General features: G+C 69.6%; 23 protein-coding genes. 9 read left to right on the forward strand and 14 right to left on the reverse strand.

Annotation, left to right across the window (positions count from 1 at the left end; genetic code table 11):
• Window positions 1–46 precede the first annotated feature (46 nt).
• Window positions 47–580, reverse strand: coding sequence for a MarR family winged helix-turn-helix transcriptional regulator (locus ACZ54P_RS30125; RefSeq protein ID WP_465464962.1), 534 nt, complete (start codon window positions 578–580; stop codon window positions 47–49).
• 190 nt (window positions 581–770) lie between these two features.
• On the opposite strand from ACZ54P_RS30125, the gene ACZ54P_RS30130 reads away from it, so the two are divergent.
• Genes ACZ54P_RS30130 through ACZ54P_RS30140 form a run of 3 tightly spaced genes read left to right on the forward strand, consistent with a single transcriptional unit; the run spans window position 771 to window position 3,381 of the window.
• Complete coding sequence (locus ACZ54P_RS30130; protein WP_465464963.1) at window positions 771–1,391, forward strand: DUF1989 domain-containing protein; 621 nt, start codon at window positions 771–773, stop codon at window positions 1,389–1,391.
• A complete protein-coding gene (locus tag ACZ54P_RS30135; protein WP_465464964.1) occupies window positions 1,388–2,515 on the forward strand; it encodes an oxidoreductase in 1,128 nt (375 codons plus the stop codon). The genes ACZ54P_RS30130 and ACZ54P_RS30135 overlap by 4 nt, the downstream gene beginning before the upstream one ends.
• Entirely contained in the window at window positions 2,512–3,381 is an 870-nt protein-coding gene (locus ACZ54P_RS30140; RefSeq protein ID WP_465464965.1) for a polysaccharide deacetylase family protein, read from the forward strand. The genes ACZ54P_RS30135 and ACZ54P_RS30140 overlap by 4 nt, the downstream gene beginning before the upstream one ends.
• Here the strand turns inward: ACZ54P_RS30140 and ACZ54P_RS30145 are convergent.
• The gene (locus ACZ54P_RS30145; protein ID WP_465464966.1) at window positions 3,369–4,931 is read right to left on the reverse strand and encodes a PucR family transcriptional regulator; all 1,563 of its coding nucleotides are present in this window, start codon (window positions 4,929–4,931) and stop codon (window positions 3,369–3,371) included. The genes ACZ54P_RS30140 and ACZ54P_RS30145 overlap by 13 nt on opposite strands.
• Window positions 4,932–5,049: 118 nt before the next feature.
• Between ACZ54P_RS30145 and ACZ54P_RS30150 the strand changes: the two genes are divergently transcribed.
• Genes ACZ54P_RS30150 through ACZ54P_RS30160 form a run of 3 tightly spaced genes read left to right on the forward strand, consistent with a single transcriptional unit; the run spans window position 5,050 to window position 7,546 of the window.
• The gene (locus tag ACZ54P_RS30150; protein ID WP_465464967.1) at window positions 5,050–6,276 is read left to right on the forward strand and encodes a serine/threonine-protein kinase; all 1,227 of its coding nucleotides are present in this window, start codon (window positions 5,050–5,052) and stop codon (window positions 6,274–6,276) included.
• 56 nt (window positions 6,277–6,332) lie between these two features.
• A complete protein-coding gene (locus ACZ54P_RS30155) occupies window positions 6,333–6,959 on the forward strand; it encodes a ClpP family protease (RefSeq protein WP_465464968.1) in 627 nt (208 codons plus the stop codon).
• Entirely contained in the window at window positions 6,956–7,546 is a 591-nt protein-coding gene (locus tag ACZ54P_RS30160) for a ClpP family protease (protein ID WP_465464969.1), read from the forward strand. Before ACZ54P_RS30155 ends, ACZ54P_RS30160 begins: the two co-directional genes overlap by 4 nt.
• Before the next feature lie 4 nt (window positions 7,547–7,550).
• On the opposite strand, the gene ACZ54P_RS30165 is transcribed toward ACZ54P_RS30160, so the two are convergent.
• The 5 genes from ACZ54P_RS30165 to ACZ54P_RS30185 all read right to left on the reverse strand — a co-directional run bounded on the left by ACZ54P_RS30165 (window position 7,551) and on the right by ACZ54P_RS30185 (window position 11,340).
• Entirely contained in the window at window positions 7,551–7,898 is a 348-nt protein-coding gene (locus ACZ54P_RS30165; protein WP_465464970.1) for a helix-turn-helix domain-containing protein, read from the reverse strand.
• A gap of 718 nt (window positions 7,899–8,616) precedes the next feature.
• A complete protein-coding gene (locus tag ACZ54P_RS30170; protein WP_465464971.1) occupies window positions 8,617–9,015 on the reverse strand; it encodes a pentapeptide repeat-containing protein in 399 nt (132 codons plus the stop codon).
• Between the two features lie 79 nt (window positions 9,016–9,094).
• Complete coding sequence (locus ACZ54P_RS30175) at window positions 9,095–9,271, reverse strand: CsbD family protein (protein ID WP_037313578.1); 177 nt, start codon at window positions 9,269–9,271, stop codon at window positions 9,095–9,097.
• Between the two features lie 41 nt (window positions 9,272–9,312).
• Window positions 9,313–9,732, reverse strand: coding sequence for an ATP-binding protein (locus ACZ54P_RS30180; protein WP_465464972.1), 420 nt, complete (start codon window positions 9,730–9,732; stop codon window positions 9,313–9,315).
• 327 nt (window positions 9,733–10,059) lie between these two features.
• On the reverse strand, window positions 10,060–11,340 hold the full coding sequence (locus tag ACZ54P_RS30185) for an MFS transporter (RefSeq protein WP_465464973.1): 1,281 nt from the start codon (window positions 11,338–11,340) through the stop codon (window positions 10,060–10,062).
• A gap of 85 nt (window positions 11,341–11,425) precedes the next feature.
• Between ACZ54P_RS30185 and ACZ54P_RS30190 the strand changes: the two genes are divergently transcribed.
• Both ACZ54P_RS30190 and ACZ54P_RS30195 read left to right on the forward strand, forming a co-directional pair.
• Window positions 11,426–11,836, forward strand: a complete 411-nt coding sequence (locus tag ACZ54P_RS30190; RefSeq protein WP_465464974.1) for a helix-turn-helix transcriptional regulator — start codon at window positions 11,426–11,428, stop codon at window positions 11,834–11,836.
• Between the two features lie 65 nt (window positions 11,837–11,901).
• Window positions 11,902–12,432 (forward strand): EF-hand domain-containing protein, encoded by a 531-nt coding sequence (locus ACZ54P_RS30195; protein WP_465464975.1) that lies wholly within the window; start codon window positions 11,902–11,904, stop codon window positions 12,430–12,432.
• A gap of 240 nt (window positions 12,433–12,672) precedes the next feature.
• On the opposite strand, the gene ACZ54P_RS30200 is transcribed toward ACZ54P_RS30195, so the two are convergent.
• The 6 genes from ACZ54P_RS30200 to ACZ54P_RS30225 all read right to left on the reverse strand — a co-directional run bounded on the left by ACZ54P_RS30200 (window position 12,673) and on the right by ACZ54P_RS30225 (window position 17,705).
• On the reverse strand, window positions 12,673–13,872 hold the full coding sequence (locus ACZ54P_RS30200) for an RNA polymerase sigma factor (protein WP_465464976.1): 1,200 nt from the start codon (window positions 13,870–13,872) through the stop codon (window positions 12,673–12,675).
• Complete coding sequence (locus ACZ54P_RS30205) at window positions 13,872–14,231, reverse strand: YciI family protein (RefSeq protein WP_465464977.1); 360 nt, start codon at window positions 14,229–14,231, stop codon at window positions 13,872–13,874. Before ACZ54P_RS30205 ends, ACZ54P_RS30200 begins: the two co-directional genes overlap by 1 nt.
• Before the next feature lie 28 nt (window positions 14,232–14,259).
• Window positions 14,260–14,406, reverse strand: a complete 147-nt coding sequence (locus ACZ54P_RS30210) for a DUF6069 family protein (RefSeq protein WP_465464978.1) — start codon at window positions 14,404–14,406, stop codon at window positions 14,260–14,262.
• Window positions 14,407–14,505: 99 nt separating this feature from the next.
• On the reverse strand, window positions 14,506–16,326 hold the full coding sequence (glmS, locus tag ACZ54P_RS30215) for a glutamine--fructose-6-phosphate transaminase (isomerizing) (RefSeq protein ID WP_465464979.1): 1,821 nt from the start codon (window positions 16,324–16,326) through the stop codon (window positions 14,506–14,508).
• A 68-nt stretch (window positions 16,327–16,394) separates the two neighbouring features.
• Window positions 16,395–16,667 (reverse strand): hypothetical protein, encoded by a 273-nt coding sequence (locus tag ACZ54P_RS30220; RefSeq protein WP_465464980.1) that lies wholly within the window; start codon window positions 16,665–16,667, stop codon window positions 16,395–16,397.
• Between the two features lie 57 nt (window positions 16,668–16,724).
• On the reverse strand, window positions 16,725–17,705 hold the full coding sequence (locus ACZ54P_RS30225) for a helix-turn-helix transcriptional regulator (RefSeq protein WP_465464981.1): 981 nt from the start codon (window positions 17,703–17,705) through the stop codon (window positions 16,725–16,727).
• A gap of 91 nt (window positions 17,706–17,796) precedes the next feature.
• On the opposite strand from ACZ54P_RS30225, the gene ACZ54P_RS30230 reads away from it, so the two are divergent.
• Window positions 17,797–18,192 carry a RidA family protein gene (locus tag ACZ54P_RS30230; protein WP_465465005.1) on the forward strand — a complete coding sequence of 132 codons (396 nt, stop codon included), beginning with the start codon at window positions 17,797–17,799 and terminating at the stop codon, window positions 18,190–18,192.
• A 404-nt stretch (window positions 18,193–18,596) separates the two neighbouring features.
• Here the strand turns inward: ACZ54P_RS30230 and ACZ54P_RS30235 are convergent, their stop codons facing one another.
• On the reverse strand, window positions 18,597–19,670 hold the full coding sequence (locus ACZ54P_RS30235; RefSeq protein WP_465464982.1) for a M20 family metallopeptidase: 1,074 nt from the start codon (window positions 19,668–19,670) through the stop codon (window positions 18,597–18,599).
• Between the last annotated feature and the right edge of the window lie 143 nt (window positions 19,671–19,813).

The following is a 19,813-nucleotide window of genomic DNA, read 5'->3' on the forward strand; positions in this document are numbered from 1 at the left end:
CTACCCTTCGGGCAGCGTAGTCCGGACTTCCTCGCGACGGGAAGGCCTAGTTACGGCTGCGGGTGCCGAACTCGGCGCGACTCGTGATCAGCTTGCCCAGCAGCATCACGAGGATGCGCTGTTCGGTCTCGGTCAACGCGTTCGTCCAGCCGAATTCGCGCTCGTTGTGCTCGCGGAAGACCGAGACCATCTCCTCGTGCCCCACGTCGGTCAGCGACAGCTGCACCGAACGGCCGTCGCGCTCGTCCGGGACCCGATGCAGCATCCCCTCCGCGACCAGCGTCTTGACCAGATTCGACACCGCCGCCCGGCTCATCCCGGTCAACCGGGCCGCGCTCGTCGGTTCGAGCGGCCCGGCGAGCCAGACGACGAACAGCAGCCGGAACGCCGACCACGACCGGCCGCGTGGCCGGTGCACCGCGGCTTCGAGATCGTAAGTCACCAGGTCAGAGGCGCGATTGAGGGTCAGCAGCACCTCGGTCGCCAACTGGTGACGGAAGCCGTACTCCTGCGCGAGCCGCCGGTTGGCCAGCGCCACGAACGACCAGAAGTCCAGTCCGGCCGCGTCCACGTCTTCCATCGCCGAACACTAACCCGGTACTGCGAAAATGGTCAAAGTCGAAAGTAGCTGGGTCAAGTCTCGCGAGTGGTAATGACGGTTAGAACCGTCATTACCACTCACGAGGACCCAGAGATAACTACACCCGAGCCGCCAATCTGTGGATGTTCCTCCATGGCGAACCTCCTGCCGACCCCTGTTTGCTAGTGACATGAGCAGAACGCAAGTCCCACCGGGCACCGCCAAGGCCGTCCGGGTCGCCGCCGGAGACCTCGTCCGGGTGATCGACGTCGAAGGGGGCCAGGTCGGCGACGTGTTCGCGTTCACCGACGCCGGCACGGGAGCCGGACTGACCGAGCATCACAGCGCCGCCCACACCCGTGTCGCGACCGACAGGCTGTTCCCCGCCGTCGGCGAGCCCTTCGTGACCGATCGGCGCCGTCCCATCCTGACCCTGGTCGAGGACACCTCCCCCGGCGAGCACGACATGCTGATCCCGGCCTGCGACCCGGCACGGTACGCCGCGCTGGGGGCGCCGGGTCACCGATCCTGCGCGGTGAACCTGCGGGAGGCGCTCGACGGGATCGGCCTGAGCTTCGCGGGCCCGACTCCCCAGCCGATCAACGTCTTCATGCGCGTCCCCGTCGGCGAGGACGGGCGGTTGCGCTGGCTCACCGCGTCGTCGCGGCAGGGCGACGCGGTGACGCTGCGGGCCGAAGTGGACTGCGTCGTCGTGGTCTCCGCCTGCCCGCAGGACCTCGTCCAGATCAGCGACGCCCGCCTCTCCCCGCTCGCCATCGAAACCGTCCACAATGGAGGAAACCTGTCATGACCACCACCGTCGACCACGCCCACCCCGCACTGGCGCCGATCACGCTCGGCGGCCTCGCCCTGCGCAACCGCTATGCCGTCGCGCCCATGTCCCGCGTCTCCGCGCGGCCCGACGGCACGCCGACCGGCGAAATGGCCGACTACTACGCCGAATTCGCTCGTGGCGGCTTCGGCCTCGTGTTCAGCGAGGGCACCTATCCCGACACGGCGGCCAGCCAGGGGTACCTCAACCAGCCGGGGCTCGCGCGTGACGAACATGTCGCGGGCTGGCGTGTGGTCACCGCCGGAGTCCGCGCGGCGGGTGGGCGGATGATCGCCCAGCTCATGCACGCGGGAGCGATTTCGCAGGGCAATCCGCATCAGGAGCACACCGTCGGTCCTTCGGCCGTCAAGCCGCGCGGGAAGATGATGAGCGCGTACGGCGGTTCCGGGCCGTGGGGCGTTCCCCGGGAGCTGACCACGGCCGAGATCGACGACGTCGTCGACGGCTTCGCCGCCGCGGCCGAGCGCGCCCGCCAAGCCGGGTTCGACGGCGTCGAGGTGCACGCGGCCAACGGTTACCTGCTCGACCAGTTCCTCACCGACTACACCAATCAGCGCACCGACGAATACGGCGGACCGGTCGCCAACCGGATCCGGCTGACCGCCCGGGTCGTGTCCGCCGTCGCGGAAGCCGTCCCGGATCTGCTGACCGGGGTACGGCTGTCGCAGACGAAGGTCAACGACTTCACCTACCGCTGGCCCGGCGGCCGCGACGACGCCGAGGTGATCTTCGCGGCGGTCGCCGAGGCGGGCGCGGACTTCCTGCACATCGCCAGCGAGGGGCGGAACTGGCTGGAGACCGCGAAGCTGGCCGATGGCGGCACCGTCACCTCCCTGGCCCGTCAGGTCACCGGTCTGCCGGTGATCGCCAACGGCGGGATGCACGACCTCACCCAGGCGCACGAGGTCCTCGCCGGCGCGCACGCCGACCTGCTTTCCCTCGGGCACGGCGCGCTGGCCAACCCGGATCTGCCCGCCCGCGTCGCCGCGGCGGAACCGCTCGCCGAATTCGACCGCGCGATGGTCACCCCGACCGTCACGGTGGCGAACGCGCGCCGGTGGCGGGAGAGTCGGCAGGCGTGACGGAATCAAGCTGGCACGGCGGCGCGGCCGCGGTGGCGACCCTGACCTTCGACGTGGACGCGGAGTCCCCGATCCTCGCGCGAGGGCGGGGCTACGCAGATCACCTCTCGACCATGTCCCATCAGGCGTACGGGCCCCGGGTCGGGGTGCCGCGCATCCTCGACCTCCTCGACGAACTGAGTGTGCCGGCGACGTTCTTCGTACCGGGCTGGGTCGCCGAACAGCGGCCCGGCCTGGCCGCCGCGATCGTGGAACGCGGGCACGAGGTGGCCCACCACTCCTACAGCCACCGGCCGCCGACGACGTTGTCCGCCGCCGAACAGCGGGCCGATTTCGAGCGCGGCATGGCGGTCTTCGCGAGTCAGGGCATCGAGGTCAGCGGGCATCGCGCGGCGGGCTGGGAGTCCACTTGGGACACTCCGGGCCTGGTGGCCGAACACGGTCTGAGCTACGACTCGTCGTTGATGGCCGACGACCGCCCCTACCTGATCGAGACCGGGGCGGGCCGGATCGCCGAGCTGCCGGTGCATTGGTCGCTCGACGACTGGGAACAGTACGCGTTCCTACCCGCGCCGCAGATCGGTTCGATCATCGCGTCACCGGTGCGGGTGCTGGAGATGTGGCGCGCGGAACTGGACGCGATGCGCCGCCATCGGTGTCTGTTCAACCTGTGTCTCCACCCGTTCCTGTCGGGCAGGCCGGGACGGCTGGCCGCGGTACGGGCGCTCATCGAGTTCGGCCTCGGGCTCGGCGACGTCCGGTTCGCGCGGTGCCGGGACGTGGCGGCCGCGGCGCTGGCCGATCCGGCCCTGCCCGCCGAACCCTTGCGGCGGCTGGAAGCCGACCCGGCGGTCTACCCGGACTGAGTCGCCTCCAGCGCCAGGAACAGGTCGACCCGGTCGGCGGTCCGCCCGACGTCCCGGCCGGTCAGCTCGGTGACCTTCGCCAGCCGGTTGCGCAAGGTGTTGACGTGCACGTACAGGGCGGCGGCGGTGGCCGCCCACTGGCCGTCGTGGTCGAGGAACGCCCGCAGCGTCGTCTCCAGCGCGCCGTCGCGGGCGCGGTCGTGCTCGCGCAGCGGACCGAGCAGGGCGTCGGCGAAGGTCCGCCGCCACTGCTCGTCGTGCGATTCCAGCAGCAGCCGATAGCTACCGAGTTCGGCGAAGCTCGCCGCCACCGGGCCGCCGCGCCTGCCACGGAGCACGCGGCAGGCTTCGCGGCTGCGCGACAACGGCGTGCGCAAATCGGCCGCGCCGGAGACGGGATCGGCCAGCCCGACGACCACGCGCCCGCCGCCGAGCCGGTGTGACACCGCCGCCGCCAGCCGGGGCGCGAAGGTGGCGGGCGACCGGGTGCCCGGTCGCCAGGACAGCACCGCCACGATGTCCCGGCTGCCCGCCGCCACCACCGCGGGCAGCCCGTCCGCCAGCAGGAAATCCGTCACGGCCTCCGCCATCCCCGGCCGGGTCGCGGCGTCGTCGTCGCCCGCGAACGCCAGCGCGAACACCGCGAGGGGCCCGTCCGGGTCGACCCCGAACGCCCGCAGCCTGCCGGGCACCTCCGCGACCCGCTGCGCGCCGGAAAGCACCATGTCCAGCAGCTCGACGGCGAACCGCATCTCGATGGCCTGCACCGCCTGGTGCCGGGCCACCTCCAGGCTGAGGTAACGGGCGGTCTGCTCCAGCGCGTCCCGCTCCCCCTGCGTCAGCTCGGCCACGGGACGAAGACAGAGCAGCGCGGCGTCGGCGTCACCGATCGCGCCGACCGGGAACAACGCCGCCCGCGTCCCCGCACCCAGGTCCACCTCCAGCGGAGGCGGATGCCCTGCCAAGGCCTCCGCCGCGGCGCGTAGCTGCCCGGCGTCCAGCCCGGCACCGGCCGACGCCAGCTCCCGGCCCATCCGGTCCACGACCGCCAGCGGCAGCTCGTGCTCCGCGCGCAGGACCGCCAACACCCCGGAAGCGCCGTCGCCCCTAGACAACGCCGAGGTCAGCTCATCGCCTCGGCGCACCAGCGACATCAGTGCGTTCTGCCTGCCCTTGGCCTGGATCGCCGCCGCGGCGCGGGTGACCGCCGTGAACGGCACCGCCACCGAAATCTCCAGCAGCGGCAGCCCGGCCACACGGCACGCCTCGGCGAGCGCCGGAGGGGTGTCGGGCTGCTCGACGCGCAGCCCGAAGATGATCCCCGCCGCTCCCGCGCGGACCACCCGCGCGACGAAGTCCGCCGGATCGACGCCGTCCAGCCACAGGCCGTTGGTCAGCACGACCTCGCGCTCACGCACGTACGGCCCGGGATCGGGCAGCTCGGTGTTGTGCACCCACAGCACCTGCCCGGTCAGCGCCCCGTCGCGGCCGGGCACGACCACCCGGAGTTCGAGGTCCGGATCCGCGACCAGGGCCGCCAAGGTCAGCATGGCTGGGAATATATCCAGCCTTCTCCGGCCCTTATGGACGATCGGCCATTTCATCGGTTTTTCATGACCACTGGTTAGCGTCCCCTCGAAGACCCTTCAGGATTCGAGGAGACCGACTGTGACCGCAGTTCCCCACACGATCGCCGAGCGCTACACCCTGCTCGAGAAGCTGGGCGGCGAGGGAACGGCCGTGCTGTGGCGTGCCGAGGACGGACCCGACGGCCGCCAGGTCGCGATCAGGGAACTGCCGCTGCCCACGATCGACGAGCCCGCCCGCGCGACGCTCGTGGAGCGGCTCCGGCGTGCGGCCGGCGTGGTGGTGAACCATCCGTCGGTGCTGCCCGTCCACGACGTCGTCGCCGACGACCGGACAGCGTTCCTCGTGACGGACCTGGTGGAAGCACGGACCCTGGAAGACCTGACCTCTTCGGGCCCGTTGCCGCCGCGCTTCGTGGCCGCGATCGGCGGGCAGGTGCTCGGCGCGCTCGCCGCCGCGCATACGGCGGGCGTCGTGCACGGGGACGTGCGGCCCGCGAACATCCTGGTCGGTCCCGACGGCGCGGTGAAGCTGACCGGCTTCGGGATCGCCACGGTCCTCGACCCGTCAGGCACACCGGCCTTCCTCGCCCCGGAAACGATCGCGGGGCATGGCGGCACCCCGCACGCCGATCTCTGGTCGCTCGGCGTGACCCTCCTCAGCGCGAGCGAAGGCGGGAATCCGTTCCAGCGGATGAATGTCGCGGCCACGCTGTACGCCGTCGTCAACGAGCAGCCGCCCTTCCACCGGACGTACGGGGCTCTCGCGGACGCCATCCGCGGGCTGCTGGTGAAATCGCCACAGGCGCGCATGCTGCCGGATCAGGCGCTTCCGCTGTTGGCCCAGGCCACCAGCGGAGTCGAGTCCCCGGCGCCCCAGCGGCCAGGGCTGACCCCGCCCTCCGTGTTCGCGATCCTGGCCGGCGTGGCGAGCATGCTGTTCGGTTTCTTCGTGCTGGCCGACGCGATGATGATCCACCACGCGTACTACCTGTTCGACCTGCTCTGGCCACCGGTGCTGCTGGCTCGCGTCGGCATCGTCGTGGCCGGTGTGCTCTGGGTGGTCGGTGGCGGGCTCTTGTTCGCCAGGGTCCGGCCCGGACAGGCCGTGCTCACCACCGCCGGCGCGCTGACCGTGCTCGCCGTGGTGCTGCTCGACGTCTCCCACGAACGGGAGCACTTCGCCCTCACCCTGGAACCGGGTCTCACCCTCGATCGCATCGCCGTGATCCTGGCCGTCGCCTTGACCATCACCGTCTGGTTCGTCCCGGCCCGGCGGTCCACAGTGGAGCGTCCTGCTGTGGGCTGATCCGCTCACAGCAGAGAAACCGGCGGACGGCGCGGCTCCGGCGGCATGGTCGGGGCATGAGCGATCACGAGAAACAACCACTCTTCGACCACCGGCTCCGGGAACGGTTCTTCAGCCAGCGTGTGCTCGTCCTCGACGGCGTGCTCGACGACGACAACGGGACGGTGCTCACCACGCAGCTGCTGTCGCTGGCCGCCGAAGATCCCCGCAAGGACATCGCGTTGTGGATCCACTCCCCCGGCGGATCGGTCCCCTCGATGTTGGCCATTCGCGACGTGATGCGGCTCGTGCCGTGCGACGTCGCCACCCTCGCGCTGGGACTGGCGTGCAGTGCCGGGCAGTTCCTGCTGTCCGCGGGCACCCCGGGCAAACGGTTCGCCCTGCCGCACGCGCGGATCTTGATGCACCAGGGCTCGGCGGGCATCGGCGGTTCGGCCGTCGAAGTGGAGGTACAGGCGGACGATCTGCGCTACACGCGCGACACCGTGCTCGGCCTCATCGCGGAGGACACCGGCCAGCCCATCGACCGGATCTTCGCCGATTCCCTGCACGATCGCTGGTTCACCACCGAACAAGCGCGCGAGTACGGCTTCATCGACCACATCGTCGAAAGTCTCGACCAGGTCGTTCCCGTCCGCACCCACAGGCTCGGCCTCGGCTCGGAAAGGGGTGTCGGCGCATGAGCACCTACACCATCCCCAACGTCATCTCCCGCAGCCCCGCCGGCGAGCGGATCATGGACGTCTACTCGCATCTGCTGTCGGAGCGGATCATCTATCTCGGCACGGCGATCGACTCCGGCGTGGCGAACGCGTTGATCACCCAGCTGCTCTACCTGGAGGCCGACAACCCGGAGCAGGAGATCAACCTCTACATCAACTCCGAGGGCGGCGACCCGTCGGCGATGCTCGCGCTGTACGACACCATGCGCTTCATCAAGGCGCCGGTGGCGACGACCTGTGTCGGCCAGGCCGTCGCGGCGGGCGCGATCCTGCTGGCCGCGGGCGAGGCGGGGCACCGGTTCGTGCTGCCGCATACCCGCGTGGTGCTGCACCAGCCCGCGGCGCAGGGGCGCGGCACGATCCCCGACCTCATCCTCCAGGCCGACGAGGTCGTGCGCGTGCGGACGCAGCTCGAGGAGATCCTTTCCGTGCACACCGGTCGCGCCGTCGCGGACCTCCGGCACGACACCGACCGGGACCGCGTGTTCGACGCGGCGGGTGCCGTCGCCTACGGGCTCGCGGACCGCGTCCTCGATCAGCGGAGCTGAGGGCTCAGGCGGCCAGGAGCACGGGTCCCGCCGGACGGCGGCCGACCGCGAGACCCGTGCCGCGGCGGCGCCGGACCGTGCCCGCGATGCCGACGAGCAGATCCGCCAGGTCGACCCCGAGCGCGCCGGCGACCGCGGCGATCATCTCGCTGGAAGGCTCTTTGCGGCCGCGCTCGATTTCCGACAGGTACTGCGGGGAGATCCCGGCGCGCTCCGCGACGTCGACGAGGCGGCCACCCTGCTCCTCCCTGGCCGCGCGCAGGCTCTGGCCGAGCACGTCACGCCACAGCGGTTCCGGCTCGTGGGTTTCGGTCGAAGCACGCTTCTGGTGGAAAGGGAGGATGTCCGCCATACGGTCATCGTGACAGCGGAACGGCGGCCGAGCGCGCTGTTCCGCTCAAGGCGAACGAGAGCCCCGGAACGCCCGCCGATAGACACCCGGTGCCATCCCGGTTCGTGCCCGGAACCGGCGGCGGAGGTTGACCGCCGACCTTCACACCTTCTCCAGTACGCAGACAAGGTCGTGAGTGGCGATTCGGGTTATCGAGGATTAAGGCGAAGTTGTCGTGGTCGGCGCCTCTGCGTTGCGCGTTCCCCTCGAAGCCGACGCCCGCCCTCATGTCCCCAATGCCGCATTGGAGACATCAGACCGCGACGCGAGCCGACGTCGCGCGCAACACGCCACGTTCGCCTTACCCCTCAATAGAACCCGAATCGCCACTCACGACCAGCCCAGCCGTCTCCGTCAAGGAATCCCCCGTTCGCGAAATCTTCCCCGGGATCCGTATTCGTCCACTGTGGACAGGCGTGAACGGGGCGCGCGCCACTATCCGGCCGGGACCTTCCTGCACGCTCCAGCCGGTTCGTGGCATGTTCCCGCGTCACCGGGAAAGGAACGCCAGACAGGCCAGGACTCGTTTCCAGGTAAGGGATTCTGCTATTTTGTCGTGATCGGGCAAGCTGTCATCGGTATAAAAATTGGCCCGCGCCCGGATAAGTGAACACTGGGCGTCGGCGCCCGAACGGATCGCCGCGTCGAGCCAGCCCGGGAGCGCGGCCGTCGCCGCGAATCACCCGGACAACGTCCACCGACGCGTAATCGAACCGCGAGCCCTCGACGTAGAGGTCGGCCGCGGAACCGAGCGAAACGCCCAGGCCGATCGCGCGGCAGCGAAGGATTCGACGCGGCGCGCCGTCAGCTCGCGGATCGCCGCGTTGGACAGGTCGACGCCCTCGAAGACGACGTCGGACAGCGTCAACCGGTCCAGCCGGGCGTTCGCCAGGTTCACGTCCGAGACGAGGGAGTGCACGATCTCCCCTCCACCGCGGACGCCGTCCTGGTCACCGCCGTCGAGATGGACGGAGTCGAAATCGAAGTCGCCCTCGAACAAGGTGGTCTCGCGCTCGAGCCCGTCACGCTCGACCGAGGGACGCCGTACCTTGACGCCGTCGAACTCGCGGGACTCCATGGGCCGGACCGTGCCGCAGTGACCTGCCGGTCACACGAAAAAGGGCCCGCCCTCGGGCGGACCCTCATCGGTCACTCTCTCAGTCCCGAACGCCCTTCACGGCGTCCTTGATCTTCTCCCCGGCCTGCTTCACGTTGGCCTTGCCCTGCTCGGCCTTGCCTTCGGCCTGCCACTGCTCGTTGTCCGTGGCGTTCCCGACGGCTTCCTTGGCTTTGCCTTTGAGTTCTTCAGCCTTGTTCTCGGCTTTGTCGTTCATCGGGCCTCCGTTCGTTGTCGTCCGGTGCCTACGGGTACCCCTCAAGCCGGATCCGAAACGGTCTCGGGGTGGGTGAGTTCGGCCCACACGGTCTTGCCGTCGTCGCGGACTTCCTGCCCCCACGCCGAGGAGCAGGCATCGATCAGGGCGAGGCCACGTCCACCGTCCTCCGACGGTGGACGTGGGGCGGCGGGCGTCCTTTCGGCGTCGTCGACATCGATACGCACGAGCCCGGGTGACCGCGTCAACCGCACCCGCCGCGGCGATTTGCCGTGCCGCAACGCGTTGGAAACCAGTTCGTCCAGCACGAGGATGGTGTCCGCCATGGCCTCTTCGGTGAGGTGGGCGAGTCCAGCCCGCGCCCAAGCGCGCACTCGCGCGGACTCGGTGACGTCGGTGCCGACGTCCAGCGTCAGGCTCTCGACCTGGCCACCGGTCCGCGCGGCTTGCTCGGTGGACACGGGGGACCTCCATGTTCTCCTTGACCCGTCGGGAGGGTCACACCGATCTAGTACCCCGGACACGGCGATCCTTAACTTCCTGCCTTCATCGCTCGCTCCCTGTATGGCCGCAGGGGTAGACCGTCTTCGCGGCGAGAGCTTCGCACGAGGGACAATTGTTCACCGGTCGCTCGCGACGACCCCAGAAGGGATGGGTGGCGCCGCAGAGCGCGGTGACCGGGTCGCCGCGGCCGGGACCGGGGTTGCAGACAGGGCAGTAGGCGTGCGCCGCGCGCTCGATTCCGGCGGTCATCCTTCTCCCTCCGTCCAGGGTCCAAGCCGTCAGCCTCATGGTCTCACGCCTGGCGTCCGGTGGGGCGGATTCGCCGAACTCGCCACCGGCTCGCTCGCCCCGTCCCGAATCGTCCGCAAGGGCTTGACCAGGACGAAAGCCGCACCGCAGCAGATGATCGCCGAGGCGAAAACCACTCCGGGCAGAACGCCGACCACCGTGCCGACGAGGCCGCCGGCGACCCCACCGAGGGTCCCGGTACCGAACACCACCGAAAGCGCGGTCCCGTTCACCCGCCCCATCATCTCCGGCGGGGTGATCCGCTGGACCAGGCTGAGCACGACGATGCTGAAGACCGAGTCGGCGAATCCGACGAGGAACTGGCTCACGATCAAGGTGGTCAGCGCCGCACCTGGCCCACCGACGGGCAGGATGAGGAAGCCCAGGCCGGTCACGAGGATCGACATCGCCAGTGTCCGGCCGAGCGTGAGGCCGCGGACGATCGCCCCGGTCGACACCGCCCCCAGGATGAGCCCGGCCGTGCCGATCGCGAACGCGAGACCGACGGCTCCCGGGCTCAGTTTTCCGTGTTCGTAGGCGAAGACCAGCACCAGTGTGTTAGCCATCGCCAAACCCAGATTCACCGTAGTGCTCGCGAACATCAGGTTGCGCAGCCGCACGTCGGACAGCAACACCGCGAGGCCCTCCTTGGCCTCGCTGAGTGCCGAACGCGGCTCGTCCGGCTTGATCGCGACCGGCTCGCGGTGACGCATCAGCGTCAGGGACACCAGCGAGGCGAGGAACGACAGCGCGTTGGCCAGGATCGCCAGTGCGGTGCCGAGGAGCTGCATCAACCCGCCCGCGGCGGCCGCGCCACCGACCTCGGCCACCGCCCGGGAGGTCTGCAGCCGTTCGTTGCCCGCGACGATCCCCCGCGGTCCGGCGAGGATCGGCAGATAGGACTGCGCGGCGACTTCGAAGAACACCGTCAGCACCCCCACGACTCCGGCCACGACGAACAAGTGGCCGAGCGTGAGCGCGTCGAACAGGTACGCGACCGGAACGGACCCCATCGCCACCAGCCTGCCGATGTCGGCGAGGATCATCGTCCGCCGCTTCGACACCCGGTCGACCCACACCCCCGCCACCGAACCGAGCAGCACGAACGGCACGAAGCGCAGCGTGGCCAGCAGGCCGACGTCCCACGCGGTTCCGCCGAGGCTGAGCAAGGCGACGGTCGGCAGGGCGATCCGCGACACCTTGTCCCCGAACGCGCTGATCGTCTGACCGATCCACAACCGCCGGAAGTCGCCGGGAAACGCGAACGGTGAAGGCATGAAAGTCCAATCGGAGAAGGGAAATCAGCCTAAGATCCAATAGACGTCATAGCCGGGTCGGTTATTCGAACTCGAGGGAGCGGAAATGCCCCAGCGGCTGGTCGGTTCCGGGGGAATCGCGGGGATGACCCAGTTGCACCAGGCGGCGCCCCTGGTCGAGCGGCAGCACGCGATCATCGAACTGCTGCGGGTGCGGGCGCCGCGCCGGGTGGCCGGTGCGGACCTCGCGACGGCGACCGGGGTGAGCCTGCGGACCGTGGAGCGCGACATCACCCGGCTGCGCGAGGTGGGCGTTCCCATCACCATCCACCGCGGACCTCGCGGTGGATACGGCATCGACGCCCGGTCCGCGCTGCCGCCGATTTCGCTGACGCCCGGTGAGGCTTCCGCGCTGATCGCGTCGCTGGTCGCCGTCGGCCCGTACACCTCGGCGGTGGCGCAGTCCGCGCTGGGCAAGGTCCTCGGGGCGCTCACCGATGGCGCCGTCCCCCGTTAGTGGGTCGCCGTGGCCCCTGAATGGCCGATGCGTCCCTACGGCATCCGGTCCTATCGTTCGGACGCATGGCAAGTGACTTGCAACGGCGCAAGATTTCGGGGGTCTTCGCCGCGATGGACGTCGACGGTGACGGTTTCCTTCAGGAGCAAGACTTTCAGGCCCTCGCCGAGCGCTGGGCGCGGCTGCGTGGCCCGGGCGACGAGCGACGGCTGACCGGCATCATGCTGAGCTGGTGGTCGACGTTGCTGGCCGCCTCGGACCTCGACCGCGACGACAAGGTCTCCCTCGACGAGGTGCTGCTGGTGGTGGACAAGCTGCCGGACACGCCGGAGGCCGTGACCGCGACGGCCGATGCCATGTTCGAAGCGATCGACGAGAACGGGGACGACCTGATCTCCGCGACGGAGTACCGCCGGATGATCGAGGCCTGGAGCGGCCGTCCCACCGACACCGACACCACGTTCCCGCTGCTGGACTCCGACGGCGACGGCAGGCTGTCGCGGACCGAGTTCGCCGCGCTGTGGCTGGAATTCTGGGCGGGCGACGACGCTGACGCGCCGGGGACCCTCGTGTTCGGACCGCTCGCCGTGTCGTGAGCGGCGAACCGGGCTATCGCGGCTAAGGCAAACGTGGCGTGTCGTGAAAGGGCCCGTTCGCCGGGGTGTCGAGCGGAGCGAAGGCGTAACTCGCGTGCTCAGAGACGGGACTCGCGTGTTTGGATACCGCACTCGGGTGTTACGCCTCCAAGCACACGAGATCCGTCTTCGAGCACGCGAGTGCCGTGCCACGTCACCCAAGCCCCATCCCACCCGAACGCGCCACATTTGCCTCACCCCTCAATAACCGTCATCACCACTCACGAGACTCGCGCGCCGGGTGTGCAGGAAGGTTCGCTCGGTGTCGTTGGTGACCAAGGCGATCGCCTCTTCGTAAGCGGCGACGGCGTCGGCGGTCCGGCCGAGGCGGGCGAGCAGGTCCGCCCGAGTGGCGGGCAGCAGGTGGTAGTCCGGAAGGTCAAGCTCGTCGACGGCCGACAGCGCCGCCGCCGGACCGTGCACCTCGGCGACGGCGACCGCGCGGTTGAGCGCGACGACCGGCGACGGGCTGAAGTGCAGGAGCTGGTCGTAGAGCGCGAGCACCTGCGCCCAGTCGGTCGCCTGCCCGTCCGTGTGGACCGCGTTGATCGCGGCCTGGATCTGGTACGGCCCCGGCCGGTCACGGCGCAGACATCGGCGCACCAGGTCGTGCCCCTGGGCGATCAGTTCCCGGTTCCACAGTGACCGGTCCTGCTCCGCGAGCACGACCAGCTCCCCGGAAGGTCCTACCCGCGCGGGACGGCGGGCTTCAGTCAGCAGGAGCAGTGCCAGCAGGCCGGTCACCTCCGGCTCGTCGGGCATCAGCTCGGCGAGCGCCCTGGCGAGACGGACCGCCTCCAGGCACAGGTCCGTCCGCAGCAGCTCCCCCGACGTCGACGTGTAGCCCTCGTTGAAAACGAGGTAGAGCACGGTGAGGACGGAGACCAGCCGCTCGGGGAGTTCGGCGTCTCCCGGCACCCGGTACGGAATGCCCGCGTCGCGGATCTTCTTCTTCGCGCGGACGATCCGCTGGGCGACGGTCACCTCCGGGACGAGGTACGCCCGCGCGATCTCCGCCACCTCCAGCCCGCCGATCAGGCGCAGGGTGAGCGCGGTCCGCGCGAGCGGCGAAAGCGCCGGATGGCAGCAGGTGAAGATCATGCGGAGCTGGTCGTCGCGCACCGGTCCCACCTCCTCCGGCTCGTCGGATTGGCTCAGCAGCAACGCTTGCGCGTGCCGGGCTTCCCTGGTGGACTCCCGCCGGAGCCGGTCGATCGCCCGGTTGCGGGCGGTGGTCACGATCCACGCGCCGGGATTCGGCGGCGCCTCGTCCCATTTCTGGACGGCCACCGCGAACGCGTCCTGCACGGCTTCCTCGGCGAGCCCGATGTCGCCGAGGAAACGCGTCAGCGTGGCCACGCAACGGCCGTACTCCGCCCGGTAAACGCTGTCCAGATCCATCAGCGCCGGCGTGACCCGTCGTCGAACGGGCGGACCTCGATCGGCTGCCCGCAGGCCAATGCGCACTTCTCGGCCCACGCCAGCGCCTGGTCGAGGTCTTCGACCTGGATCACCCAGAACCCGCCGAGCTGTTCCTTCGTCTCGGCGAACGGGCCGTCGGTGATCGCGGTCTGTCCGTTGGCGGGGCGGACGACCGTGGAGGCGTCCGAGTGCTGCAGGCCGCCGACGAACACCCAGGAACCGGCGGCCTTCATCTCGTCGGTGACCTTGCCCGTCCTGGCCATCATCGCCCGCACCTCCTCCTCGGGCTCCGGCGGCGCGCTTTCGTCGAACTGGACGGCGAGCAGGTACTGCCTCATGGCGGGCTCCCTCATGGGATCGGCGTGCTCAGGCGGACAGACGGCGGGCGATGACCGGGATGACGATCGCGGCCGCGACCACATGAGTCAACATCAGCAGCAGTTCGGTGACCGTGGACGCGTCCGCGAGCACATCCCGCACCAGCACCAGGGGCAGCGCGGCCGCGGTCGCCACGGCGGCGGCGACCGCGGCGGTCGAATCGCCGACGAGCAGGGATTTCGCGGGACGGTGGTGACGATGGAACCCGAAGAAATCTCCCCCGCCGAGCCGGGCTCACTCCACGGTGACGGATTTCGCGAGGTTCCGCGGCTTGTCGATGTCGTGGCCGAGAATCAGCGCGGCGTGGTAGGCCAGCAGCTGCAGCGGGATCGTGAGCAGGATCGGGTCGAGTTCCGGCTCCGAACGCGGGACCACGAACCGCGGCACGTCGAGTTCGCCGAAGTCCACGTCGTCGTGCGTGATCGCCAGTACCGGACCCTTGCGGGCCTTGATCTGCTGCACCGCGGCGAGGTTCCGGTCGGCGAGGTCGTCGAACGGCACGATGGCGACCGTCGGCACCGAGTCGTCGATCAGCGCGAGCGGTCCGTGCTTGAGTTCCGAGGTCTGGTAGGCCTCGGCGTGCCGGTACGAGATCTCCTTGAACTTCTGCGCGCCTTCCCGCGCCACCGGGAATCCCCGGACCCGGCCGACGAAGAACAGGCTCCGCGCGTCCGCGCACGTCTTGGCGTGCCCGGCGATCTCCGCCTCCGCCGCCACGATCTCCGCGACCTGCCGGGGCAGGGCCCGGATCGCCGCGACGATCCGCTGTCCGTCCGCGTTGGACAGATCGCGGACCCGGCCCAGCGCCAGCGCGATCATCGCGAACCCGACGGCCATGTTGGTGAGCGCCTTGGTCGAGGCGACCGCGATCTCGGGACCGGCGTGCAGGTACAGACCACCCTCGCAGGCCCGCGCGATGGTCGAGCCGACGACGTTGACCAGACCGACCACCCGGCCGCCCTTGCGCTTGACCTCTTCGACGGCGAAGGCGGTGTCCGCGGTCTCGCCGGACTGACTGACCGCGATGTAGAGGGTGTCCGCTTCGATGATGGGGTTGCGGTAACGGAATTCCGACGCGGCCTCGGCGTCGGCCGGGACCCGCGCCAGCTCCTCGATCATGGTCGCGCCGATCTGGCCCGCGTAATACGCCGAGCCACAACCGAGGATTTTCACCCTGGCGAACCCGCGCAGGTCACGAGGGGTCAGGTTCAGACCGTCCAAACGGGACACCCCGAACCGGTCGTCGAGACGGCCGCGGATCATCCGCTCCAAGGATTCCGACTGCTCCTGGATCTCCTTGTACATGTAATGCCGGTGCCCGGCCAGATCGAGGTCGTCGGCCTTGATGTCGATCGCGGTCGCGGCCTTGCCGGTGTCGCTTTCGTCGACGGTGAAGGTGCGGTAACCCGTGGCCGAGACGCTGGCGAACTCGCCGTCGTCGAGATGCACGACCTGCGAGGTGTGGCGGACCAGCGCGGACAGGTCGCTGGCCACGAACATCTCCCGGTCACCGACACCGATGATCAACGGCGAACCGTTCCGCGCGACCACGACGCGGTCGGGGTGCTCGGTGTCGGTCACTGCGATCGCGTAAGTACCGGTGATCCGGGAAACGGCTTCGACGACCGCGTCTTCGAGGGTCTTCGCGTCCGACCGCGCGATGAGATGGGCGAGCACCTCGGTGTCGGTCTCGGAGGTCAGCTTCACCCCGGCGTGGGCGAGTTGCTCGCGCAGGCTGACGGCGTTGTCGATGATCCCGTTGTGCACCACGGAGATCCGGCCGTCCTCGGAGACGTGCGGATGCGCGTTCGCCTCCGTCGCCGGACCGTGCGTCGCCCACCTCGTATGCCCGATGCCGACCTTGCCCGCGAGCCGCTTGGGCAGGGCCGCGGTCAGATTCCGCACGCGCCCCACGATCCGGTGCACCTGGGCGCCTTTGCCGCCCAGTACCGAGATCCCGGCCGAGTCGTAGCCGCGATACTCCAGCCGCGTCAGCCCCTCGATCAGGATCGGGGCGGCGTTCTGGCCGCCGATGTAGCCGACGATTCCGCACATGACGAGTCAACCTCACAAAGAAGAACGGACGGTTTCCCGCGCAGGCCCAGGCCTCGCGGCGTGCTCCGTCAGCCGTAGACGATGCGGCGTAGCTGCCGCTCGGACAGATCGGGAGGCGCGACGAGCCGACGGCCCAGTTCCTCGGCGATCAGCGGGAAGATCTCGGGGTTCTTCCTGCCCTCCGACTGCAACTGGGTGTGCCTCGTCCGGACGTACTGCTCGACCGGTTGCCGGTAGAACGCCAGGACGTCCTCGACGACGCGCGCGGCGATGGCCGTCGACAGCCCCGTCGACAAGGCCACCTGCTCGACGAGCTCCGCGTCCTCCACGGTCCCCATCATGCACAGCGGGATGTCGAAACGCTAGTTCTTGCCCGAAATCGGGCAAGAACTAGCGAGTTAGCAATCGGACGGCGCGACGTAGCAGGCAGTGAGGGCAGTCGCGCGGTCGCGCAGGGCGGTACGCAACGACTCCGGAGCGAGAGCCTCCGCGCTCGTGGCGAGCTGCCACAGCGCCCATTCGGCGTGCCGCGCGTCCTGGAAGGTCACCTCCAGCCGTAGCCGGCCGTCCGCGTCGACCTCTTCGGACCGGACGGCCAGCGCGGTGTCCAGCAACTCCTCCCGCCGCCTCGGGTCGATCCGGACCAGCACGGCGATCTGGTCGCCGCCGGTCCGGAACCGCGTGCCGCGCTCCCGCCAGGCCCGGTCCAGATCGATCCGGTCCGGCCGCTCCGCGGGTTCGTCGAGTTCCTCGGCTGCCGAGACCCGGGACAGCCGGTAGGTGCGATCCGCGCCGGATCTCGTGGCCAGCAAGTAGCCCTGCTCGCGCACGGTGACCATGCCGATCGGGTCGACGGTGCGCCACTGCGGCGCCTGACCTGTTGCCGCGTAACGGATACGCAGCTTGTGCCCGGCGAACACCGCGCGCCGGATCTCGCCAACGATGGCGTCGGGCACCTCCTCGGCGGCCACGCGACGCGTGAGCAGGTCTGTCGCCGGGTCGATGAGCAACCGTTCGGCCACGCCGGCCGCGGTGTCACGATGGCTTTCGGGGAGCGCGTCGACCACCTTGAGCATGGCCGAAGCGAGCGCCGAGCCGAGGCCGAACGCCTGCGCGCCACGCCTCGATCCGGCGATCAGCAGGGCGAGGGCCTCGTCGTGCGTCAGCCCGGTGAGTTCGGTCTGGAAACCGGGCAGCAACGCGAACCCGCCGTGCCTGCCGCGTTCGGCGTACACCGGCACACCCGCCACGGACAGCGCCTCGATGTCGCGCAGCACGGTGCGGGTGGAGACCTCCAGCTCGCGGGACAGCGTGGCGGCGGACAGCCGGCCGCGCTGGCGCAACAGCAGGACCAGCGAAACCAACCGGTCGGCACGCATCCGGAAACCCTAGCGGAATACACGACACAGGATGTCGTGATTCGTTGGGAGGCTTCCACCGCAGCTGAAAACGAATGGAGCAGAAGTGGCAATGGAACGAACGGCGGTCAACCCGTGGCCGTGGTCGGTGGCGATGGGCTACCACCAGGGCGAGATCGTCACCGGGCAGACCCGGACCCTGTACTGCGCCGGGCAGACCGCGATGAGCGGCGAAGGTGAACCCCGGCACGACGGGGACATGGCGGCGCAGCTGGCGCTGAGCCTCGACAACTTGGAGGCCGTTCTCGGCGAGGCGGGCATGGGCCTGGGCAACCTCGTCCGGCTCAGCGTCTACACCACCGACGTCGATCTGCTTTTCCAGCACTACGGCGTGCTGGCGGCGCGGCTGGGCGCCGCCGGGGTGGCACCGACCACCACGATGCTCGGGGTGACCCGGCTGGCGATCCCGTCCCTGATGGTGGAACTCGAGGGGACCGCCGTCGCGTGAGGTGACGTCGCCAGGTCGTGAGTGGCGATTCGGGTTCTAACGAACCGTCTCTTAGGTACCTACTCGTGGCGTGCGGCCTTGCGTGAAGTACGTGATGGCCCCCTTCCTTGCGCCTGGCGCAAGGAAGGGGGCCTTCATGTACTGGGGAAGGTGTGAAGGTCGAGTTTCCTCGGCTGAGCCGAGGGAAGGGGGGCTTCACGCGCCACTGTTGTGACCGGTGGTGCTGCTGAGGCTCGTGATGGCCTTCCGGGACCGAGTGAAGGAACTTTGAGGGACTCTGGGTGCCTCAAGGAGTCCTTCACGAACCGGCCGCTACCGGACTCACCCGCGGTAGGTACCTAGAACACTCTTGGTTCTAACCCGAATCGCCACTCACGACCTCCGCGACCTACGACCCAAGTCGCTCAGGCCCGGATCGCCCGCACCAGACCGGTGACCAGATTCGCCCGCTCCACCATCGCATCGACCAGCAGGTATTCATGGTCCGCGTGGGCACCGCCCCCGACAGCGCCCAGACCGTCGAGGGTCGGGATGCCGAGCGCGGCCGTCAAGTTGCCGTCACTGCCACCACCGACCGCGACGCCGTCGACTCCGGGCAACAGTCCTTTGGCCACGGCGAACAGGCCCGCGGCGGCCGATTCGGGCATCGGGGGCCGGTGGATCCCACCCAGCACCGTGATCTCCGCGCCGTCGAGACGCGGGGACAGCGCGGCGAACGCCGCCTCGACGCGTTCCTTTTCGGCGGCGGACTCGACGCGGGCGTCCACGACGACGGTCGCCTCGGCGGGGACGACGTTGCTCGCGGTCCCCGCGCTCGCCACCGTCGGGGTGACGGTCGTGCCGCTTTCGGGCCTGCCGATCGCCACGATGTCCAGCACCTGGTACGCGGCTTCGGTCAGCGCGTTCACCCCGGCTTCGGGTTCGAGGCCGGCATGCGAGGCCCGCCCTTTGACGACGACCTGGAACGTGCCGCAGCCCTTGCGGCCGATCTTGAGGCCTCCCCCGTCGGCCGCGCCTTCGAACACGAGCACCGCGCCGCACGCGCGCGCCCGTTCCTCGATGAGCGCCCTGGACTCGTGCGAGCCCGTTTCCTCGTCGGCTGTCACCAGGATCTCGACGCCGGTCAGGTCGTCGAGCGCCGCCAGGCCGTGGATCGCCTGCACCAGTCCACCGAGCATGTCGAACACCCCGGGTCCGGTCACGCGCCCGTCGGCCACCGCGAACGGGCGGCGTTCCAGCGTCCCGATCGGGAACACGGTGTCGTGGTGCCCGAGGATCAGCACCCGGGGCGCACCCCCGCCGGACCACCGGACATGGGGCCCCGCGGCACTTTCCACCAGGGTCGCCGTTCCGCCGAGGCGCTTCCCGACCAGGGCGGCCACCGCTTCGGCAGACGCCGTCAAGGCCTCGATGTCCCCCGAGGGGGACTCGATTTCGACAAGCGTCCTGAGGTCTTCGATCATCGCGTCGACAGTCACTTGAACACCATAGGATCGAAAGATGCTCGAGAACCTGCTCGTCCCGGAGACCAGGGCCGGGTGATCCGCTCGTTGGTCGCGGAGGCGCTCGACATGGTGACGCTGCGCGGCCTCCACAACCTGCGGCTCGAATGCGCAAGAAA

This window comes from Amycolatopsis sp. NPDC034160 (genome assembly GCF_055575355.1).